The organism is Acinetobacter wuhouensis, assembly GCF_001696605.3.
GTDB lineage: Bacteria > Pseudomonadota > Gammaproteobacteria > Pseudomonadales > Moraxellaceae > Acinetobacter > Acinetobacter wuhouensis.
On record NZ_CP031716.1, the window covers coordinates 37,964 to 58,932 of the forward strand.

A 20,969-nucleotide genomic window follows, 5' to 3' on the forward strand; every position below is an offset into this window, starting at 1 on the left:
AAAATGTGATGTATTTTTGCTAAAATAGAACAATAAACCAACATTTTTTATTTTTAAATAAACAAATAAGAAATGTTTTTTACATTATCATTGTGCGTTGGGTGCTTATTGTGAATAAAATTTACCGTGTAATATGGAATACCTCTTTGGGCATTTGGATGGCTGTTTCGGAACTTGCAAAAAGTAACACAAAAAGCAAGAGTCAAACTGTAGTATTTGATACAATACAACAATACAACAATACAACAATTTTAGTTGAAAAACATTTACTTAATGCTCATAGAAATAAACTTAATTTAGCTCTTGCTACAACTACTGTATTTACCCTATTTGTACCATCTTTTGCTTTTTCTCAGGATATTACTGAAGATTTGAATGTAACTGGTAATCTTAGTGTTACCGGTACAGTCAATGGTGTTGATATTACTGCTTTGCAAAATACAGTAAATGATGCAAGCACAGGCTTAGGAAGCAAAGCATCACAGGCATCTGTTGATGGTTTAGGTACTCGTGTTACAGCTACCGAAAGTAAAATTGGTACATTAGAAAGTATAGTGAATGATGCAAGCGCAGGCTTGGGAAGCAAAGCATCACAGGCATCTGTTGATGGTTTAGGTACTCGTGTTACAACTACCGAAGGTAAAATTGGTACATTAGAAAGTACAGTAAATGATGCAAGCACAGGCTTAGGAAGCAAAGCATCACAGGCATTTGTTGATGGCTTAGACACTCGTGTTAATACAGCTGAAACGAATATTACTGCTTTGCAAAACACTGTAAATGGTTTAGGTAATAACCCAATAACCTTTGCTGGTGACACAGGGAGTACCGATAAAAAACTTGGTGAAAAATTGACCGTTGCAGGCGGTAATAACATTACTACATCAGTGTCTGGTGATACATTAACTGTTGCTTTAGATGATAATATTTCTGTAACTAGCGTTACGGCATCGGGTGCAATCAAAGGCGCAACTTTAGAGTCCACAGGTAATACCAAAGTAGGTGGTGCTTTAACTGTTACTGGCGCAGCTACACTCAATGGTGGAGCCGACCTGAACAATCAAAAAATTACTAACTTAGCTGGTGCTACACTTGCCGCTGGCAACAAAGAAGCTGTGACAGGTGGTCAACTTTATACCGTTAATCAAAATATTGCCAATGCATTAGGTACAACACTGGATGCTAATGGTGCTCTTACCGCACCGACTTATACAGTTAGTAATGGTCAAGGTGGTACAGAAAGCTTTGGCAATGTTAAAGATGCAATTGCTTACATCACTGGCGTTGATACAGGTGCGGGTGCGGGTGCAGGTGTCGGTATTAAATATTTTCATACCAATTCAATAAAAGGTGATTCACAGGCAAAAGGTACGGACTCTATTGCGGTAGGTCCAGAAGCAACTGCCAACGGCGTAAGCTCTATTGCTATGGGCGATAAAGCACAAGCCTACCAAGCAAATAATGTTGCCATTGGTACAGAGTCGGCTGCCATTGGACTAAACAGTACCGCAATTGGTTCAACAACAGGTACAACACGCACACCTGAACTAACAAAAAATGCTAATGGTAGAATTACTGCTATTGATGGTTTGGCGGTAACGACAGATCCTAATACAGACGGTACAAGCACTAACCATATTACGGTGATTAACGGCACTACAGTCACCACCGCGCAAGTAAATACATTGCTTGATTTGTTGAGCAGCGGTGCAAATCTGGCACTGGGAACAAACAGTCTGGCTTTGGGTACGTCTAATTTGGCAACAGGTGCTTCCAGCATGGCATTAGGCGATTCGTCTAAAGCAGTTGCAGAAAAAGCGATTGCAATCGGTGCAAATGGCATTGCCTCTGCCAGCCAAGCGATTGCAATGGGTGCGAATGCCAATGCAACAGCAACAGACGCAGTGGCATTGGGCGCAACTGCAAGTGCCAGTCGGGTTGCTACAGTGGCATTAGGTCGCAATGCAACTGCGGCAACAACAGGCGGTATTTCGATTGGTGAGAATGCCGGTGTAAACAGCGTACAAGGTACAACCAATGACCGTACCGATTTGATTGCGATTGGTCGCGATAGCGGACAAAATGTCGTTGGCAATCGTAATATTGCGTTGGGCGCAGGCGCAGGTTCAAATCTGTCTGCTGGTGGCACTAGTAGTTCGGATTATAATATTGCCATCGGGGACAATGCAGGCAGTAATATTAATGGTGATGATAATATTGCCATCGGTAAAAATGCCAATGCCAATGTAAGCCAAATTACTGAATCCGTGGCAATCGGCTCAAATGTAAATGCAACTACGGGTTCTACCGTATTGGGAAATAAAGCGACAGTAACCGATGGTCAATATGCGACTGTAGTCGGTTATGGTGCAGAAGTTACAGGTGAGTCAGGCACAGCACTGGGGCGAGATACTCATGCAAGCACCAATAATGTTGCACTGGGCGCATCCAGCATAGCAAATGGAACATCTAGTGCAGCTGCCTATATAACAGGCAATACTAGAACTGGTGGCTATAATGTAGTATCAGTTGGACAGTCAGGACAGGAACGCCGTATTACCAATCTGGCTGCTGGTGCAGCTGCAACTGATGCGGTCAATGTCAGTCAGTTAACAACAGCACAGAGTAATCTTGCCAATCGTATTGGCGGTATTACTGTGGCAGCCGATGGTACTTTAAGCAAAATTAAAATAACAGACACCAATAATAATACATATGAATTTGATTCCGTAGTTGATGCGCTTGGTAGCATTACCAATGGCACAATATCAACATTGCCGGCTAATGCTGTAACTTATACGACAGATGGGCGTATTAGTAATATCGAAGCAGGAACCAGTGCAAAAGATGCAGTTAATCTCGGGCAGTTGCAACAGGCTATTGCTGACAATGGTTTGCATCATATTTCTATTAACAGTGCAGAGACAGCGAATAAAAATAATACAGGTGCGGCAGCAGCAGAATCTTTGGCAATCGGCGGAGGGGTAAGTACTAGCAATGCTGCAACCAACAGCATCGCCATGGGTTTTCATACATCAGCCAATGCTCAAAACAGTGTCGCAATTGGTAATAGCGAAACACAAGCCAATGGTGTTTCATCAATTGCTATGGGTCAAAATACCAAAGCAAAAAGTATTAATAATATTGCGATGGGAACGAATGCCAGTAGTAATGGTACGGATAGCATTGCCATCGGTCAAAATGTCCAGATTGATTACACCACAGCTACTTCTAACTATGCGGTAGGCTTAGGTAGTGAATCAGAAGTACAAAATGCAGACCAAGCCATTGCCATTGGTCGTAAATCCATTGTACAGGGTGACAATGGCAATGCCATTGGTAATGAAGCATTAGCAGCAGAAGCACAAGCCACCGCATTGGGTAATCACGCTCAAGCACTTTTAACCAATACCAATGCCATTGGTAATTATGCTCTAGCCAGCGGCGCAAGCTCCAATGCCATCGGTGATAGGGCTGAGGCAACATATGCCAATGCAACTGCAATCGGTACATTGGCACATGCCTATGCTGTCGGTGCGAATGCGCTAGGTAACAATGCCAATGCATTGGTGCAAGATGCCAACGCCATTGGTACAAATGCCAAAGCATTAGATGTCAATGCCACTGCGATAGGTACTGGCGCATTAGCCAGTGCCGAAAATGCTTTGGCAAACGGTACAGGTGCAACAGCTTCTGCTAAGGGTGCAACCGCATTGGGTAATAGCGCGACAGCAAAAGCAAATAGCGCGGTTGCGTTGGGTAATAGTGCAACAGCTTCAGATGAATACGCTGTCGCATTGGGCAATACTGCAACAGCAGACAAAACCAATGCCGTCGCGTTGGGTAACTATGCAAGAGCGCAGGGGGTAGCCGCCACCGCTTTGGGTAATAATGCTTTGGCAAGCAGTACCAATGCAGTCGCACTGGGGAACAGTGCTACAGTAACGCATGAAGGTGCAGTTGCATTGGGTGCAGGCTCTACATCGGGTATTGCGCATGCAACCGCCAGTTCAACTATCAACGGTAAAACTTATGACTATGCCGGTAAAACTCCGACATCAACTGTCAGCGTAGGCAGTGAAGGTCAAGAACGTCAAATCATCAACCTTGCTGCAGGTCGTGTGACTGCCACCAGCACCGATGCGATTAACGGTAGTCAGTTGTTCCAAACCAACGAAGAACTGAACCGTGTCACCAAATACACAGTAGATGCATTAGGTGGTGGAGCAAGCCTTGCTGCTGACGGTATATTAACCGCACCAAGCTATACCATGACCACCAATCCGTCCACTGGGGTAACTACTACAGTGAATAATGTTGGTGCAGCATTGACTGGACTTAATACTGCCGTTAACCAGCCGCTGACTTTTGCTGGTGATTCTGGTAGCAATGTGACTCGTAAACTGGGTTCAACCGTCAACGTCAAAGGTGGTGCAAACGGTGCATTGACCGATAATAATATCGGCGTGGTTGCCAATGGCAACGATACTTTAACGGTGAAACTGGCTGAAAAAATTGATTTGGGTACAACAGGTAGTGTGACTACAGGTAATACTAAATTAGATACCAATGGTGTGGTTATCTCAAATCCAGCCGATACCAGCAAAACAGTCAGCATCACCAGTGGCGGCATTAATGCAGGTGGCAATGTCATCAGCAACGTTGCCAGTGGCGGTACAGTTGGCACCAATGCAGCCAACATCGCCGATGTGAAACAAGCATCATCGAAAGTGACGAAGGGTACGAATGTCGCCAGTGTCACTTCAACCAGTGATGCAAATGGCACAACCTATACCGTCAATGCCGATGGAACATCGGTATCTGCCGCAGCAGGCGGTGGATTAAACGTAACAAAAGGCAGTAAAGATGCTTCAAATGTTACCGACTACGTGATTGACTTAAGCACAGCAACCAAAGCAGATATTCAAAAAGGTGTAGATGCCAAAACTGCTACCGATAAAGGTTTAGGCTTTGCAGTGAACGGCGGTACGGCAGATAAACTGGCATTGGGCGATACCGTCAACTTTGCCAACGGCACCAACACCACAGCAACGTATGATGCTGCAAGCAACACCTACAAATACAACCTGAATGACAATATAGCATTGTCCAATACAGGTAGCTTGACTGTAGGTAACAGCAAAATAGACAACAGCGGTGTTCAATCTGGTGCAATCAAACTGGATGCAGCTACAGGAAAAATCACTGGTGTTACAGCTGGCGAAGTCAGTGCGACATCGAAAGATGCAGTGAATGGTAGCCAATTGCAAGCCGTTAGCGATGTTGCCAATAAAGGCTGGAAACTGACTACCGACAAAGTGGGTAGTGGTACTGCTGCTGGTACATCTGTTGAGCAAATCAGCCCTGATGAAACAGTGACCTTTGTCGCTGGTGACAATGTTGCGGTTGAACAAGCAGGTGGCAAAATCACCATTGCAACCAAGAAAGATGTTGCATTTGATAAGGTCACTGTCGGTAATGTGAACATTGACAGCACGACCAACAAAATCACAGGCGTTGAGGATGGCATTGTCGCTGCAGGTTCGAAAGACGTAGTCAATGGTGGTCAGTTGAATACGACCAACAGCAATGTCACTATTGCCAAAAATGCAGCAGATGCCGCTCAAGCGACAGCTGATAAAGGCTTAGGCTTTGCAGTGAACGGCGGTACGGCAGACAAACTGGCATTGGGCGATACCGTCAACTTTGCCAACGGCACCAACACCACAGCAACGTATGATGCTGCAAGCAACACCTACAAATACAACCTGAATGACAATATAGCATTGTCCAATACAGGTAGCTTGACTGTAGGTAACAGCAAAATAGACAACAGCGGTGTTCAATCTGGTGCAATCAAACTGGATGCAGCTACAGGAAAAATCACTGGTGTTACAGCTGGCGAAGTCAGTGCGACATCGAAAGATGCAGTGAATGGTAGCCAATTGCAAGCCGTTAGCGATGTTGCCAATAAAGGCTGGAAACTGACTACCGACAAAGTGGGTAGTGGTACTGCTGCTGGTACATCTGTTGAGCAAATCAGCCCTGATGAAACAGTGACCTTTGTCGCTGGTGACAATGTTGCGGTTGAACAAGCAGGTGGCAAAATCACCATTGCAACCAAGAAAGATGTTGCATTTGATAAGGTCACTGTCGGTAATGTGAACATTGACAGCACGACCAACAAAATCACAGGCGTTGAGGATGGCATTGTCGCTGCAGGTTCGAAAGACGTAGTCAATGGTGGTCAGTTGAATACGACCAACAGCAATGTCACTATTGCTAAAAATGCAGCAGATGCCGCTCAAGCGACAGCTGATAAAGGCTTAGGCTTTGCAGTGAACGGCGGTACGGCAGATAAACTGGCATTGGGCGATACCGTCAACTTTGCCAACGGCACCAACACCACAGCAACGTATGATGCTGCAAGCAACACCTACAAATACAACCTGAATGACAATATAGCATTGTCCAATACAGGTAGCTTGACTGTAGGTAACAGCAAAATAGACAACAGCGGTGTTCAATCTGGTGCAATCAAACTGGATGCAGCTACAGGAAAAATCACTGGTGTTACAGCTGGCGAAGTCAGTGCGACATCGAAAGATGCAGTGAATGGTAGCCAATTGCAAGCCGTTAGCGATGTTGCCAATAAAGGCTGGAAACTGACTACCGACAAAGTGGGTAGTGGTACTGCTGCTGGTACATCTGTTGAGCAAATCAGCCCTGATGAAACAGTGACCTTTGTCGCTGGTGACAATGTTGCGGTTGAACAAGCAGGTGGCAAAATCACCATTGCAACCAAGAAAGATGTTGCATTTGATAAGGTCACTGTCGGTAATGTGAACATTGACAGCACGACCAACAAAATCACAGGCGTTGAGGATGGCATTGTCGCTGCAGGTTCGAAAGACGTAGTCAATGGTGGTCAGTTGAATACGACCAACAGCAATGTCACTATTGCCAAAAATGCAGCAGATGCCGCTCAAGCGACAGCTGATAAAGGCTTAGGCTTTGCAGTGAACGGCGGTACGGCAGACAAACTGGCATTGGGCGATACCGTCAACTTTGCCAACGGCACCAACACCACAGCAACGTATGATGCTGCAAGCAACACCTACAAATACAACCTGAATGACAATATAGCATTGTCCAATACAGGTAGCTTGACTGTAGGTAACAGCAAAATAGACAACAGCGGTGTTCAATCTGGTGCAATCAAACTGGATGCAGCTACAGGAAAAATCACTGGTGTTACAGCTGGCGAAGTCAGTGCGACATCGAAAGATGCAGTGAATGGTAGCCAATTGCAAGCCGTTAGCGATGTTGCCAATAAAGGCTGGAAACTGACTACCGACAAAGTGGGTAGTGGTACTGCTGCTGGTACATCTGTTGAGCAAATCAGCCCTGATGAAACAGTGACCTTTGTCGCTGGTGACAATGTTGCGGTTGAACAAGCAGGTGGCAAAATCACCATTGCAACCAAGAAAGATGTTGCATTTGATAAGGTCACTGTCGGTAATGTGAACATTGACAGCACGACCAACAAAATCACAGGCGTTGAGGATGGCATTGTCGCTGCAGGTTCGAAAGACGTAGTCAATGGTGGTCAGTTGAATACGACCAACAGCAATGTCACTATTGCCAAAAATGCAGCAGATGCCGCTCAAGCGACAGCTGATAAAGGCTTAGGCTTTGCAGTGAACGGCGGTACGGCAGACAAACTGGCATTGGGCGATACCGTCAACTTTGCCAACGGCACCAACACCACAGCAACGTATGATGCTGCAAGCAACACCTACAAATACAACCTGAATGACAATATAGCATTGTCCAATACAGGTAGCTTGACTGTAGGTAACAGCAAAATAGACAACAGCGGTGTTCAATCTGGTGCAATCAAACTGGATGCAGCTACAGGCAAAATCACTGGTGTTACAGCTGGAACAGACAGTACTGATGCAGTCAATGTCAGCCAATTGCAAGCATCTAGTGCAGCGGCAAAAACTGAAGTTAAAGCAGGTGCAAGCGGCAATGTATCAGTTAATGCAGATACAACATCGGCTGATGGTCATACCATCTACACGGTTGATATCGACAAAGACCTTGACTTAACCAACACTGGCAGTGTGACTGCAGGCAATACTGTTTTGGATAACAGCGGTATTACCTTAACAGGTGGCAACAATGGTACGGTATATCTGACCAATGCTGGTTTGGATAACGGTGGTAACAAAATCATCAATGTTGCCAAAGGCGATGTGAACAGCACGTCAACTGATGCGGTTAACGGCAGCCAGTTGTGGACAATGGGTGATTCGATTGCTTCGGTTGTCGGCGGAAATACCGTTGTGAACCCTGACGGTTCACTGACTGCCAATAACATAGGTGGCACAGGCAAAAACAACATAGACGATGCCATCAAACAAGTGGCTAAAGACACTGCTAATGCCAATGCTGGTTGGAATTTAACCACCAATGGTAAAAATTCCAGCAATGTGGCTCCTAAAGACACTGTTGACTTTAGCGGTGATGGCAATGTGGTTATTAGTAACGATGGCAACAAGGTTACCGCTAGCTTGGCAGACAATGTCACTATCGGTTCAGGTGTGAATGCTGTAAATATTGATGGTAAAAACGGTAAGGTTAATATTGGTGACAGCACACTCAATAGCGATGGTCTGACCATTGCGGGTGGCCCAAGTGTCACCAAAGACGGTATTGATGCAGCAGGCAATAAAGTTACCAACGTGGGGGATGGTAAGATTGAGACAGGCTCCAAAGATGCGGTCAATGGTGGTCAAATTGCGGATATAGTGAGCAACATTAACACTGATATTGCAAATGCGACTGCGGCGGCAACCAGTAAAGTGGAAGCAGGTGACAACATTTCTGTAAGCGAATCTAAAAATGCTGATGGTTCAACCACCTATAATGTTGCAACCAAGAAAGATGTCAGCTTTGACAATGTTAATGTGGGTGATGTAAGCATTAACAAAGATAAGGGCATCAATGCGGGCAATAAAGTTATCAGTGGTGTTGCCAATGGTGCAGTTAATAAAGACTCAAAAGAAGCCATTAATGGCAGTCAATTGAACACCACCAATCAGGCAATCGTGGATTACTTGGGGGGGGGCGCAGGCTATGACAACATTACAGGTAGTTTCACAGCACCAAGCTATAATGTAGGTGATAAAAAATACAACAATGTTGGTAGTGCTATTGATGCATTGAATCAGGCAGATCAAGCCCTCAACAATAAAATTGATAATGTCGATCAAAAATTGGATAACGCATTCCGCGTAACCAATGATCGTATTGATGATGTTGAGAAAAAAGCCAATGCCGGTATTGCAGCTGCAATGGCACTTGAATCTGCACCTTATATTCCAGGTAAATATACCTACGCCGCAGGCGCAGCTTATCATGGTGGTGAAAATGCAATTGGTGTGACTTTGCGTAAAACAGCGGACAATGGTCGCTGGTCATTGACAGGTGGTGTGGCAGCTGCTTCCCAAGGCGACCCAAGTGTACGTATCGGTATCAGTGGTGTGATTGACTAATTCACTAGACGAGGAAGATGAGAATCGCTCATCTTCTTCAGTTTTCCTTAATTTTGAGAGAGATAAAAAAATGAAAGCATTGAACAAAATCATACTGTTAGGTGCATTCAGTGGTCTAGTGATGTCGATGTCATTGAGTCATGCTACTGAGATTGAAACAACAACTGCACAAGAACAGGAAATTCATTTTCCAGAGGTCAAGGATAGTTACTTAAAACAAATCAAGCGTTATGAATATGATGACGTGGCGCGTTTAGATGTTGGACTAAATAAAGACCAATTCCGTCATTTATTGGGTAATCCACAGTTCAATGAAGGTTTATTTATCAATAAAACGTGGAATTATGTGTTAGATATTCGCCAACCAAATAGTCAGGATTATTTGCGTTGCCAATTACGGGTTGACTTTGACAAATTTAGTAATCGAAAAGCCACCGCACAAAACTTGTACTGGAAAGGTGAGGCTTGTGAGGGTTTGATGGCTTTTGGTGCAAATAACCAAGCATCTAAAGATACACAAATCACAGATCGTTCAGCCAGCGTATTTTTTGCCTTTGATAGTTACAATGCCAATGCAATTGAACAAGGTACAGGAATTATTACAGAGATTGCTCAACGTATTCAACAAAGTCCAAGCACGGGCTCAATCGTAGTATCAGGCTTTGCTGATCCTTTAGGCAAGTTTGCCCACAATCAGCAATTGTCATCACTACGAGCCAATACGGTTGCTAAACTGTTGGTGGGTACAGGAATTAATCCCAATAGGATTCAGATTGTGGCAAATAGTCAAACTGATTTATACCGACAATGTACAGGAACACGTGCTACAGTGCAAACTGTAGACTGTTTAGCACCGAATCGTCGAGTCAATGTTCAGTGGTAAATATCTATCGCAAGTTCAATTGTGATAAATAGGGCTTCTTTGGAAGCCTTATTTTTAGTATGAGCCACATTTGCAAAACAACGACCATCAAATCATCAGCTTGCTCAGAATTGTAGTATGATGTAAAAATATTTCGACTGATTATCAGTTTTATTCTGCCAAAATGAATTCAATCATTCATTTCAGCTCAAATATTGTTGGAAATTATAATGCCAGATTATCGTTCAAAAACATCGACACATGGAAGAAATATGGCTGGTGCGCGTGGCTTATGGCGCGCAACAGGAATGAAAGATGAAGATTTTGGTAAGCCGATTATTGCAGTGGTCAACTCATTTACCCAATTTGTACCAGGTCATGTTCACCTTAAAGATCTAGGTCAATTGGTTGCTCGTCAGATCGAGCAAGCAGGCGGTGTGGCAAAGGAATTCAACACCATTGCAGTCGATGATGGTATTGCTATGGGGCATGACGGCATGCTCTATTCACTGCCTTCACGTGATTTGATCGCAGACTCTGTCGAATACATGGTCAATGCACACTGTGCAGATGCGATGGTGTGTATCTCGAACTGTGACAAAATCACCCCAGGCATGCTCATGGCGTCTATGCGTTTGAACATTCCAGTGGTATTCGTTTCAGGCGGCCCAATGGAAGCGGGTAAAGTCAAAATTCGTGGGAATGAACACGCGATTGACTTGGTTGATGCGATGATCGTTGCGGCAGATGATAGTTTTACTGATGAAGAAGTCAAAGAATACGAACGCTCTGCATGCCCAACCTGTGGTTCATGTTCAGGCATGTTTACTGCCAACTCGATGAACTGCTTAACTGAAGCATTAGGTTTATCTTTACCAGGTAATGGTTCAACACTTGCAACCCATGCCAACCGTAAAAAATTATTTGAAAAGGCCGGTCAATTAATCGTAGAGATCACGAAACGTCACTATGAGCAAAATGACTACAGCTTGCTACCACGTTCAATTGCCACTAAAGCAGCGTTTGAAAATGCGATGACTTTAGATATCTCAATGGGTGGTTCAACCAATACTGTACTTCACTTATTGGCTGCGGCTAATGAAGCAGAAGTTGATTTCACCATGACGGATATTGATCGTTTATCACGTAAAGTACCTGTACTGTGTAAAGTTGCACCAGCAAAACAAGATGTGCATATGGAAGATGTTCACCGTGCAGGCGGTATCATGTCGATCTTAGGTGAATTAGACCGTGCAGGATTGTTAGACACGTCTGTGCCTACAGTACATGAAAAAACCTTAAAAGATGCTTTGGACAAGTGGGATATTATCCGTACTGAAGATGAAGATGTTTACAACTTCTTTAAATCCGCACCGGGTGGTGTACCGACGCAAACTGCATTCTCACAAGACCGCTATTATTCTCGCTTAGATGGTGACCGTGAAGGTGGCGTGATCCGTAATGTTGCACATGCATTCTCACAAGATGGTGGTTTGGCTGTACTTTACGGCAACATTGCTCTAGAAGGTTGTATTGTGAAAACTGCGGGCGTTGATGATTCAATTCTTAAATTCAACGGTACAGCTCGTGTATTTGAAAGCCAAGATGCTGCGGTAGAAAGTATTTTAGGTGGTGGTATCAAAGCGGGTGATGTGGTTGTAATTCGTTACGAAGGCCCACGTGGTGGTCCTGGGATGCAAGAAATGTTGTATCCAACCAGTTATTTAAAATCAAAAGGTTTAGGTAAAGACTGTGCACTATTAACAGATGGTCGTTTCTCAGGTGGTTCGTCAGGTCTTTCGATTGGTCACGTTTCTCCTGAAGCTGCTGAAGGTGGTGCAATTGGTTTGGTTGAAGATGGTGATTTGATCGAAATCGATATTCCAAATCGTACGATTAATTTAGCTGTAGATGATGCAACTTTGGCTGCTCGTCGTACTGCACAAGAGGAAAAAGGTTGGCATCCTGCTGAACCACGTCCTCGTAAGATTTCTAAAGCATTAAAAGCCTATGCGATGCATACCACAAGTGCATCGAAAGGTGCTGTACGCGAAATCTAAGTTTTAAACTTTATTTACATCATTAAAGCACTCACAAGCTGGGTGCTTTTTTATTATATTGACTGAATTGATTCAATTTTATTAGATTTTGGGATATTGATCATTGTTAAAGGAATTGTTATAAATTTTTCGTGATCTGATTTAGATTATTTTTTTCAGCATCTCCAGTCAATGAATGGTATGCTTGAACGAGTTTCACTCACATTATCTTTTTATTTATTCAGTGCTTTTTAGAGGCCCTCACATGTCACTGTTACGCCGTTGGTTTGATCCAATCCGATCGAGTTGGTTTTACCAGAAACCTGTTCGACAAGAGGTGTTATCTACGGAGCAAGGGCTGAGTATTTATTTGCGTTTGGATGATGTTTATAGTTATCTTGCGGTTCAGCAATTGCCGCAATTAGAAGAAATTTTGAATGATGATTTGAAACCATTGAAAGTCATTATTTCCAATACTTCAGCAGAACCCCCCAATGGCATGTCCATAGAAGAATGGCGCAATTATAGTTTAGAAGATGCCAGAATATTAGCCAACCAACATCGTTTTAGTTATGATGATGAAAAACCAGAACAACCTAGCGCAGAAGCATTACAACAAGCGGAAATAATTCTTAGAAATACACCGCTGACAGGTCAGAACTTTCTTTATTTACTCGAAGATGTGTTTCATATGTTGTGGCAACAGCAATATGGCAAATTGCGTACATTGTACGTGATGGCGAGTAAGCATCAAAAACTACAAAGTTTTCCAGAACGAATTTTTGATCAGACCCCAGTTTTAGAAAGTTATTTTGAGTTTGGTGGGCGTAAATATCATGCGGTTGATGATTTATTACGTTTAACCCGTCGTTTAAAACAGCAAAAACTATTGATTGATAATCCTATTTTCCTGATCAATCACATTGAATGGCGTGAGCATTTGATGAGTGATGCCGAAGAGCTTGCTGAAATTCAAGCGATGCACCCAGAGTTGGATTTATATATTGCTTTAGAAGACCCGATTAGTTGGTTGTTATTGGCTTATATCAAAGAAGAATTGGCAAATTATTATAATATTCAATTGAATTTGCACCCTTTAAGTTATCACGGTCGGGACTTTTTTGATTGGAGTTTAGCGACGCGTCTTTCTAAACGGACAGAAGTCAAATTCACGCCATTCTGTCGTCCAACTGCGGACAGTACACTCAATATGGCACGACTTTATTATAGTGTGCCTGAAGAACAACGTATTGATGCGATGTACGACATTTTACAAGCAGTGTGGACCAAAGGACGTGATTTATCCTTTAAAGCGCATGTGCAGCAAATTCAGCAGGATTTGGGGATCGAAAAACTGACTGATGAGGATGTGGAAGCCTTATTAAAAACTAATGATCAATTGTGTGCTGAGAAGCATCAACCTGATTTTCCTGTTTTAGAATTGCGTATTGAAGGAAAACGTTACGTATTTAATAGTTTATATCGTGTTTGGATGATTGAAAGTATTTTCAGTAATGTGTTAGAACAGAAGTATAAAGCAGAAAATGAGCAAGAAAGAGCTCAACACATCACGCAAGATCAGGATATAGAAGAAACCAATGATGAAAAAAGAGAAATGTGAATCTTTAGAGCAAGTCCGTGATCGCATTGATCATTTAGATCAAGAATTGATAGAGTTAATAGCAACACGTCAATATTATGTCGATCAAGCTGTTCGATTTAAGCGTACAGCTGAAGATGTACAATCTCCTGAACGTGTACAACAAGTGATTAATAAAGTTCGTCAAAAGGCGCTTGATGTCGGGACAAATCCTGATTTAGTTGAGATGTTGTATCGCGAAATGATTCAGCATTTTATTCAACGAGAATTAAAAGAGATTCGTCCTTAATATTGAGCGTATTGTTTTTGATTGAGCAAATCGCTCACATTGATCAGAAGTATAAACAGGAAAATAGCCATGTCTGGCATTCGCATTGCAGGTGAAAGAGAACGTAGCGCTACAGGAAATAATAAAAGATTGTCACGTGCAGAATTGAATGAAATTAAACGTGCAATAGAAATCGAAAATTCAAAAGCAAAACGCCGTGGGAAAATTCCAAAACCTGCACAAGTTGTTCGTTTTCATTGTGGGTGTAATTGCTTTTCGATTCATGTTTTATAGTCATATAAATTTAGCCTCAACTTTTTATTGAGGTTCTCTCCTAAAAACAGTGATTTTTCAGCTTTTCACTTTGACGTAGCATTGCTTCAGAATATTGAGGTGATGACGTTATGATGGGTTTTGTAATTGCTGTATTTGGCATTGCAGGAATGATTAAAGGGACGATTGGTTTAGGTTTACCTGCTGTGTCGATGGGTTTATTAAGCTTAGTGATTAGTCCTTTCCAAGCAGCGACTTTATTGATTATTCCCTCAATGGTGACCAATTTTTGGCAACTCTTTGCCGAAGGCAATGTTTGGCGTTTAGTGCGCCGTTTTTATCCCTTATTACTCGGAATTATCATTGGTTCAATTTGGAGTATTTTTCCAACCTTAGGACATTCACAGAGTGGTTTTCAGAGTGAAGCTTTATTGGGGGGGATGTTAGCGCTCTATGGATTGTATGGGCTATTTTCCAAAAGCATGCCCAATCTTGCACCACATGAAAAATGGCTTTCTCCGATCATGGGTTATCTAGGTGGTGCTTTGACCGTTGCAACAGGTGTGGTGGTGATTCCCGTTGTACCTTATTTGCAATCCTTACAACTCAAACGTGATGATTTAGTTCAATCTTTGGGTTTGGCTTTTACGGTTTCAACAATTTGTTTGGCGGTATTTCTTCATTTAAATCCAGTGGAAAATACGCCTATTGATTATAAATTATCTCTTATTGCACTCGTTCCTGCATTGATTGGAATGTGGGTGGGAACCAAGATTCGTTATCGCATTCCAGAGCAAAAATTTCGTAAAGTATTCTTTTGTGGCTTGGTGATTTTTGGTTTGTATTCAGTGTTTCATCAGTTTTGTGTGATTTAAACTTGAGGATTTGAAAGGGGGGAGGTTTTTTATTTTAAAAGCCCCTCATCCTAACCTTCTCCCAAAGGGAGAAGGGACTCCAAATACGCTTTTAAATATGTTTTGCATCTAAAATTTCTGACTGATGTCAAAAGTTTAATCCAAAATCAATTTTGCTTTCTGTGAAATTAAAAATTGGGCGAAGTGTTGATATGCTGTTGGTAGTTGATCAAAATTTTGAGCTGCCAACAGTAATTCACGTTTTGCCCATTCTCCAACCAATTCAATTTGATAAAAATCATAGAGGTGATTTAAACGTTGTGCTGCGCGTTTTGGCATAACAGCTACACCAACGCCACTGGCAACCACTTGAGCAATCGCAGCGAAGTTGGGTAGTCTAAGACGATATTGAATCGCACAATTGAGTAATTTCGCTTGATTTTCAATAGATTGTTGCAACGAGTGATACTGCATCAAACCTACAAATGGATAGCTGAGAATGTCAGCCAATTGCAATTGTTTGGTTTCTTTAAGCTGATGATTCGGTGGGCAAATCAGCACCAAGGGATCATCAGAAAATTCTAAAGTTTGTAATTGATGATGATTAAAGAAGCTCGAAATTAAACCAAGTTTAGCAACGCCTTTTTCGATATTTTGGATAATATCACTACTTTCAGCTTCTTGTAGGTCGATCTGAATATGCGGATTTTCGACTAAATACTGGGGCAGGAGTAGGGGAAGATATTCACTCTGTGCGGAAGAATTACACCACAAGGTCATTTGCGTGGTTTGACCCTTAGCAAAGGCTGACATGGCTTGTTCAAGCTTGTTACCTTGTTGGATTAGCAATAATGATTGTTCCGCAAATGTCTGTCCTGCAAGTGTCAGTTTGACACCCGAAGCATGGCGCGTAAAAAGTTGTGTTGAGTATTGTTGTTCGAGTTTTTTAATGCGTTCACTGGCTGCTTGTAATGAGATAAATGAACGCTCTGCACCTTTGGTTAGGCTACCTGTATCCACAATATTGAGGAAGAGTTGTAGATCAAAAAAGTCTAGGCGCATGGTGGTCATTGGGCGAGTGATTTTTATCATTATAGCTGAGTTAATTCACAGATAATGGTGTTGTTACTCATATCTATCTGCTGTTTTGTGATTAAAAAAGCATCTGTTTTATTTATTATATGTTATCATAAGTCTCAAATGAGATACAAAAGTGTGAGTAATATTATGACTTCACAAACTTCTATGTTGCATGTACGAATTGATGATGAAACTAAACTACAAGCACAGCAAGCTTTGAAAGCAATGGGATTATCTGTTTCTGACGCTGTCCGAATTTTTTTAACTCGTGTTGTTGCTGAACAAGCCATTCCATTCGATGTACGTGTACCGAATACTCAAACTGTCGCGGCAATGAATGAAGCAGATGAGTTGATTAAAAAGAAAAAAGCACGTTTTGAAACTGTAGAAGAGTTGTTCAATGAGCTCGAACAAAACAATGAAAAATAAGCGAGCTGTCTTAGTGAGTTATTCTGACAAGGTTCAAAATATAAACCGATAAATTCATGTGATATTTTATTCAAAACCTCAACAAAAAAGCTCCCTCAGGAGCTTTTTTAACATTTGTTGATGCGATTACATCAATTTCACGCCTTGCTGACCCGCAGGGGTAACTTTGAAAATTTCCACTTCAAAAGTAATATTTTTACCTGCCAATGGATGGTTGAAATCCACTTCAGTAATGTCTTCGCCCACAGTTTTGATCACACCAAATAAGCTTTGTTTGGCTTTATCTTCAAACTCCATCATGTGACCTTCAACAGGACGCTGTTCGAATTTTACAGTGTCAAATTTTTGCACATTCTCAGGATTCCAAGGGCCGAAAGCATCTTCAGGAGGAAGACTTACGGTACGACGGTCGCCTGCACGAAGACCAAATAAGGCTTTTTCAAAACCTGGCAATAAACTGCCATCGCCCATGACTAAGCTCACAGGCTCTTCACGGCTACGGGTATTGTCAATTTCAACGCCATTTTCGATCGCAACAGAAAAATGAAGATCTACTTTTGAACCATCCGCAACGCGGGTTTCTTCATTCGGATTAATAATTTCGTCAGTCATTTTGCGCTTTCCGCATTTTGAATACGTTTCTTTTCTAAAAAGAAAGTATCAATTAACAATAAAATGGTGCCTAAGGTGATCGCACTATCTGCAATATTGAATGCAGGAAAGTGATGGTTTTGGTAAAACACATGAATGAAATCGACCACATAACCTAAGCTGATACGATCAATCAAATTACCGATCGCACCACCAAGAATCAAAGCAATGGCCATCGGTAAAACCACCGTACTTTTTGGCATACGCATCAGCCAAAAAATAAAGATGATCGACACAATGCCTGCTAGACCCGTAAATAAATAATGTTGCCATCCACCTGCATCGGACAAAAAGCTAAAGGCTGCGCCGTAATTGTGTAGCAATGTCCAATTTAAAAAGGGCAATACAGGTACAGGATCTGCATAAGTCAGATGTGTACTTGCAATGTTTTTTGTCCACTGATCAATAATGATGGCGAGGACAGAAAGTCCAAGCCACATTAAATTGTGTGGATAAAACTGGAATAAACCCTTTTTATTCTGTGGATTAGGCATATTTTCTCTCTTCGCCTTGACCTGTAGGAAGGTTGATAATACAACGAGCACACAGTCCTGGATGTTCAAGATGTGTATTTACATCTGGAAGCACATGCCAGCAACGCGCACATTTTTCACCTTCAGCCGCCGACACTTGAACACGTAAACCTTCAAGATCAGTGGCTTCACCTTGTGCAGCATCAAAGTCTTTTACAATCACAGTTGAAGTGATCAAGACAAAGCGCAATTCATCACCGAGTTGATCCAATACTGCTTTTAACTCAGGATTTGCCCAAAGTTCTACTTTGGCAGACAGGTTAGAACCGATCAATTTGGCATTACGTGCTGCTTCGATTTGTTTGTTCACGGCTGATTTAACCGTGATCAAGGTTTGCCAATCTGCTTCTGAGATCAAGTTCGCAGTTGATGCCACTGGAATATCATACCATTCCGCAGTAAACACATACTTTTCAGACTGTTCTGGAATCAACGGCCATGCTTCCTGTGCTGTGAAGCTCAAGATTGGTGACATCCAACGTACAAAGGCTTGAACCAAATGATACAAGGCAGTTTGTGCAGAATGACGTGCTTGTGAATCCGCTTTAGTGGTGTACTGACGGTCTTTGATGATGTCTAAGTAGAAACCACCTAAGTCATTGATACAGAAATTGGTCAAAGCATTGGTGACGATATGGAAGTTCATATCTTCATAAGCTTGCTGAATGGTTTTCTGTACATCAGCCGCACGTTGCAGGATGTATTGATCAAGCGCGATCAATTGATCTACAGGCAAGCAGTCTGTCGAAGGTTTGAAACCATTTAAGTTCGCCAACAGGAAACGTAAAGTATTACGGATACGACGGTAACCATCAGACGCACGGCTGAAGATTTCTTTACCTGCCGTCATTTCATAACGGTAATCCGCAGAAGCAATCCAGAAACGTAAACCATCTGCGCCCATATCTTTGATGATGTCTTGCGGGGTAATGATATTCCCGATTGATTTAGACATCTTGCGACCTTTCTCATCTACAACGAAACCGTGAGTAAGAAGGGCTTTATATGGTGCACGTTTGTTGATCGCAATTGATGTTAACAATGACGATTGGAACCAACCACGATGCTGGTCAGAACCTTCAAGATACAAATCCGCAGGATCTTGCAATTCTTCACGTTCACGAAGTACTGCATAATGCGTTGTACCTGAGTCGAACCATACGTCTAAGGTGTCACGTACTGCATTGTACTGTTCCGCATCTGCACCGATAAATTCAGCAGCATCACGGTTATACCAACCGTCAATACCTTCTTGCTCGATCAGTTTCGCAACTTCTTCGATCAATTCAGGGGTGCGTGGATGCAACTCATTGGTGTCTTTATGCACGAAGAATGGGATTGGCACACCCCAAGTACGTTGACGTGAAATACACCAGTCTGGACGACCTTCGATCATTGATTGGATACGGTTTTTACCCCAGTCAGGGACAAAGCCGATCTCATTTTCAATCGCATTCAAAGCGTCTTGACGTAAGCCTTTATTGTCCATGCTGATAAACCATTGTGGTGTTGCACGGAAAATAATTGGTGTTTTATGACGCCAGCAGTGTGGGTAGCTGTGCATGATTGGCACATGCGCCCAAAGCTTGTTGCTTTCGCTCAATGCTGCAATGATTTGTGGATTGGCTTTGTAAATGTGCTCGCCTGCAAAAATCGGTGCAGTCGGTAAATACACACCATTACCGCCAACTGGATTGTCCACTTTTAAGTTGTATTGTAAGCCAACTTTATAATCGTCCACACCATGACCAGGGGCTGTATGTACCGCACCTGTACCACTGGTCGCGATCACGTGTTCACCCAAAATCACAGGCACTTGACGCTCTGCAAGCAATGGATGTTGCAGTTTTAAATTCTCAAGTTTTGCACCGACAAAGTCCGCCAATACTTTTGGATTTTCAAGTTTGTAACGTTCACATGCAGACTCAACCAGATCTTTAGCCAAGATTAAGTTTTGTGTACCACGTTCAGTTTGGACTTCAACCAATTGATATTCAATTTCAGCATGCAGAGCAACCGCCTGGTTCGCAGGAAGCGTCCAAGGCGTAGTTGTCCAGATCACGATGTCTGTAGGATTGGATACAGTCACACCAACTTTTGCAGATAGATCAGCAAGATCAACCACACCGAAACCGACATCAATTGCATCAGATTTTTTATCTTTATAGTCAACTTCAGCTTCAGCCAGTGAAGAACCACAGTCCAGACACCAGTTGACTGGTTTAAGACCAGGTTCGATATGACCTGCTTTGGCAATTTCACCCAATGAGCGAACGATGTCCGCTTCTTGTTTGAAGTTCATGGTCAAATAAGGTTTGTCCCAATCACCAAACACGCCCATACGTACGAAATCTTTTTTCTGTAATTCGATTTGTGTATTGGCATATTCACGGCAGGCTTTACGGAAAGTTGATGCATCAACTTTAACGCCCACTTTACCGACTTTTTCTTCAACTTTCAGTTCGATTGGTAGACCGTGACAGTCCCAACCTGGTACGTATGGCGCATCAAAACCATCCATGACACGGCTTTTAATGATGATATCTTTCAGGACTTTATTGACCGCATGACCTAAATGGATCTGACCGTTTGCATACGGAGGGCCGTCATGAAGCACATATTTTTTCTTGCCAATACGCGATGCACGAATCTGCTGATAAATGTTGTCGGCATACCACTCTTCCAACCATTTCGCTTCACGTACTGCGAGATTTGCTTTCATCGCAAATTCAGTACCTGGTAGATTCAGCGTAGATTTATAATCCACAGCATTTTCAGGAGTTTGCTTATCGCTCATGCAAGTTGTCTTCCAATATT

The 20,969-nt window shown here is 42.5% G+C and carries 12 protein-coding genes; 8 read left to right on the top strand and 4 right to left on the bottom strand.

The features are described from left to right. The first annotated feature begins 110 nt into the window (after nt 1-110). The 7 genes from BEN71_RS00845 (at nt 111) to BEN71_RS00875 (ending at nt 15,480) form a co-directional block, all read left to right on the top strand. On the top strand, nt 111-9,563 hold the full coding sequence (locus tag BEN71_RS00845; protein ID WP_152033025.1) for an ESPR-type extended signal peptide-containing protein: 9,453 nt from the start codon (nt 111-113) through the stop codon (nt 9,561-9,563). A gap of 70 nt (nt 9,564-9,633) precedes the next feature. Next, nucleotides 9,634-10,446, top strand: coding sequence for a trimeric autotransporter adhesin/peptidogylcan-associated protein TpgA (gene tpgA / locus BEN71_RS00850; protein ID WP_068973342.1), 813 nt, complete (start codon nt 9,634-9,636; stop codon nt 10,444-10,446). Between the two features lie 209 nt (nt 10,447-10,655). After that, nucleotides 10,656-12,485: a dihydroxy-acid dehydratase gene (gene ilvD, locus BEN71_RS00855; protein ID WP_068973343.1), complete on the top strand. Its 1,830-nt coding sequence runs from the start codon at nt 10,656-10,658 to the stop codon at nt 12,483-12,485. Nucleotides 12,486-12,729: 244 nt separating this feature from the next. Beyond that, nucleotides 12,730-14,085, top strand: a complete 1,356-nt coding sequence (locus BEN71_RS00860; RefSeq protein WP_068973344.1) for a hypothetical protein — start codon at nt 12,730-12,732, stop codon at nt 14,083-14,085. Then, a complete protein-coding gene (locus tag BEN71_RS00865) occupies nt 14,066-14,353 on the top strand; it encodes a chorismate mutase (RefSeq protein ID WP_068973406.1) in 288 nt (95 codons plus the stop codon). The genes BEN71_RS00860 and BEN71_RS00865 overlap by 20 nt, the downstream gene beginning before the upstream one ends. A gap of 69 nt (nt 14,354-14,422) precedes the next feature. Then, complete coding sequence (locus BEN71_RS00870; protein ID WP_068973345.1) at nt 14,423-14,626, top strand: hypothetical protein; 204 nt, start codon at nt 14,423-14,425, stop codon at nt 14,624-14,626. Between the two features lie 110 nt (nt 14,627-14,736). Further along, nucleotides 14,737-15,480, top strand: a complete 744-nt coding sequence (locus BEN71_RS00875) for a sulfite exporter TauE/SafE family protein (RefSeq protein WP_068973346.1) — start codon at nt 14,737-14,739, stop codon at nt 15,478-15,480. Nucleotides 15,481-15,615: 135 nt separating this feature from the next. Here the strand turns inward: BEN71_RS00875 and BEN71_RS00880 are convergent, their stop codons facing one another. Beyond that, nucleotides 15,616-16,521 carry a LysR family transcriptional regulator gene (locus BEN71_RS00880; RefSeq protein WP_068973407.1) on the bottom strand — a complete coding sequence of 302 codons (906 nt, stop codon included), beginning with the start codon at nt 16,519-16,521 and terminating at the stop codon, nt 15,616-15,618. A gap of 165 nt (nt 16,522-16,686) precedes the next feature. Here BEN71_RS00880 and BEN71_RS00885 point away from each other — a divergent pair, with 165 nt between their 5' ends. Next, nucleotides 16,687-16,968, top strand: a complete 282-nt coding sequence (locus tag BEN71_RS00885) for a type II toxin-antitoxin system RelB/DinJ family antitoxin (protein WP_068973347.1) — start codon at nt 16,687-16,689, stop codon at nt 16,966-16,968. A gap of 126 nt (nt 16,969-17,094) precedes the next feature. Here the strand turns inward: BEN71_RS00885 and BEN71_RS00890 are convergent, their stop codons facing one another. The 3 genes from BEN71_RS00890 to ileS are packed head-to-tail and all read right to left on the bottom strand — an operon-like array spanning nt 17,095 to nt 20,949. Next, the gene (locus BEN71_RS00890) at nt 17,095-17,580 is read right to left on the bottom strand and encodes an FKBP-type peptidyl-prolyl cis-trans isomerase (RefSeq protein ID WP_068973348.1); all 486 of its coding nucleotides are present in this window, start codon (nt 17,578-17,580) and stop codon (nt 17,095-17,097) included. Further along, complete coding sequence (gene lspA / locus BEN71_RS00895; protein ID WP_068973349.1) at nt 17,577-18,113, bottom strand: signal peptidase II; 537 nt, start codon at nt 18,111-18,113, stop codon at nt 17,577-17,579. The genes BEN71_RS00890 and lspA overlap by 4 nt, the downstream gene beginning before the upstream one ends. Continuing rightward, nucleotides 18,106-20,949 (bottom strand): isoleucine--tRNA ligase, encoded by a 2,844-nt coding sequence (ileS, locus tag BEN71_RS00900; RefSeq protein ID WP_068973350.1) that lies wholly within the window; start codon nt 20,947-20,949, stop codon nt 18,106-18,108. Before ileS ends, lspA begins: the two co-directional genes overlap by 8 nt. Between the last annotated feature and the right edge of the window lie 20 nt (nt 20,950-20,969).

What these genes read in the sequence shown, in the direction of transcription:
- BEN71_RS00890 (WP_068973348.1), bottom strand. Translation starts at nt 17,580, where the DNA reads ATGACTGACGAAATTATTAATCCGAATGAAGAAACCCGCGTTGCGGAT.
- BEN71_RS00870 (WP_068973345.1), top strand. Translation starts at nt 14,423, where the DNA reads ATGTCTGGCATTCGCATTGCAGGTGAAAGAGAACGTAGCGCTACAGGA.
- tpgA (WP_068973342.1), top strand. Translation starts at nt 9,634, where the DNA reads ATGAAAGCATTGAACAAAATCATACTGTTAGGTGCATTCAGTGGTCTA.
- lspA (WP_068973349.1), bottom strand. Translation starts at nt 18,113, where the DNA reads ATGCCTAATCCACAGAATAAAAAGGGTTTATTCCAGTTTTATCCACAC.
- BEN71_RS00875 (WP_068973346.1), top strand. Translation starts at nt 14,737, where the DNA reads ATGATGGGTTTTGTAATTGCTGTATTTGGCATTGCAGGAATGATTAAA.
- ilvD (WP_068973343.1), top strand. Translation starts at nt 10,656, where the DNA reads ATGCCAGATTATCGTTCAAAAACATCGACACATGGAAGAAATATGGCT.
- BEN71_RS00860 (WP_068973344.1), top strand. Translation starts at nt 12,730, where the DNA reads ATGTCACTGTTACGCCGTTGGTTTGATCCAATCCGATCGAGTTGGTTT.
- BEN71_RS00880 (WP_068973407.1), bottom strand. Translation starts at nt 16,521, where the DNA reads ATGCGCCTAGACTTTTTTGATCTACAACTCTTCCTCAATATTGTGGAT.
- ileS (WP_068973350.1), bottom strand. Translation starts at nt 20,949, where the DNA reads ATGAGCGATAAGCAAACTCCTGAAAATGCTGTGGATTATAAATCTACG.
- BEN71_RS00885 (WP_068973347.1), top strand. Translation starts at nt 16,687, where the DNA reads ATGACTTCACAAACTTCTATGTTGCATGTACGAATTGATGATGAAACT.
- BEN71_RS00865 (WP_068973406.1), top strand. Translation starts at nt 14,066, where the DNA reads ATGAAAAAAGAGAAATGTGAATCTTTAGAGCAAGTCCGTGATCGCATT.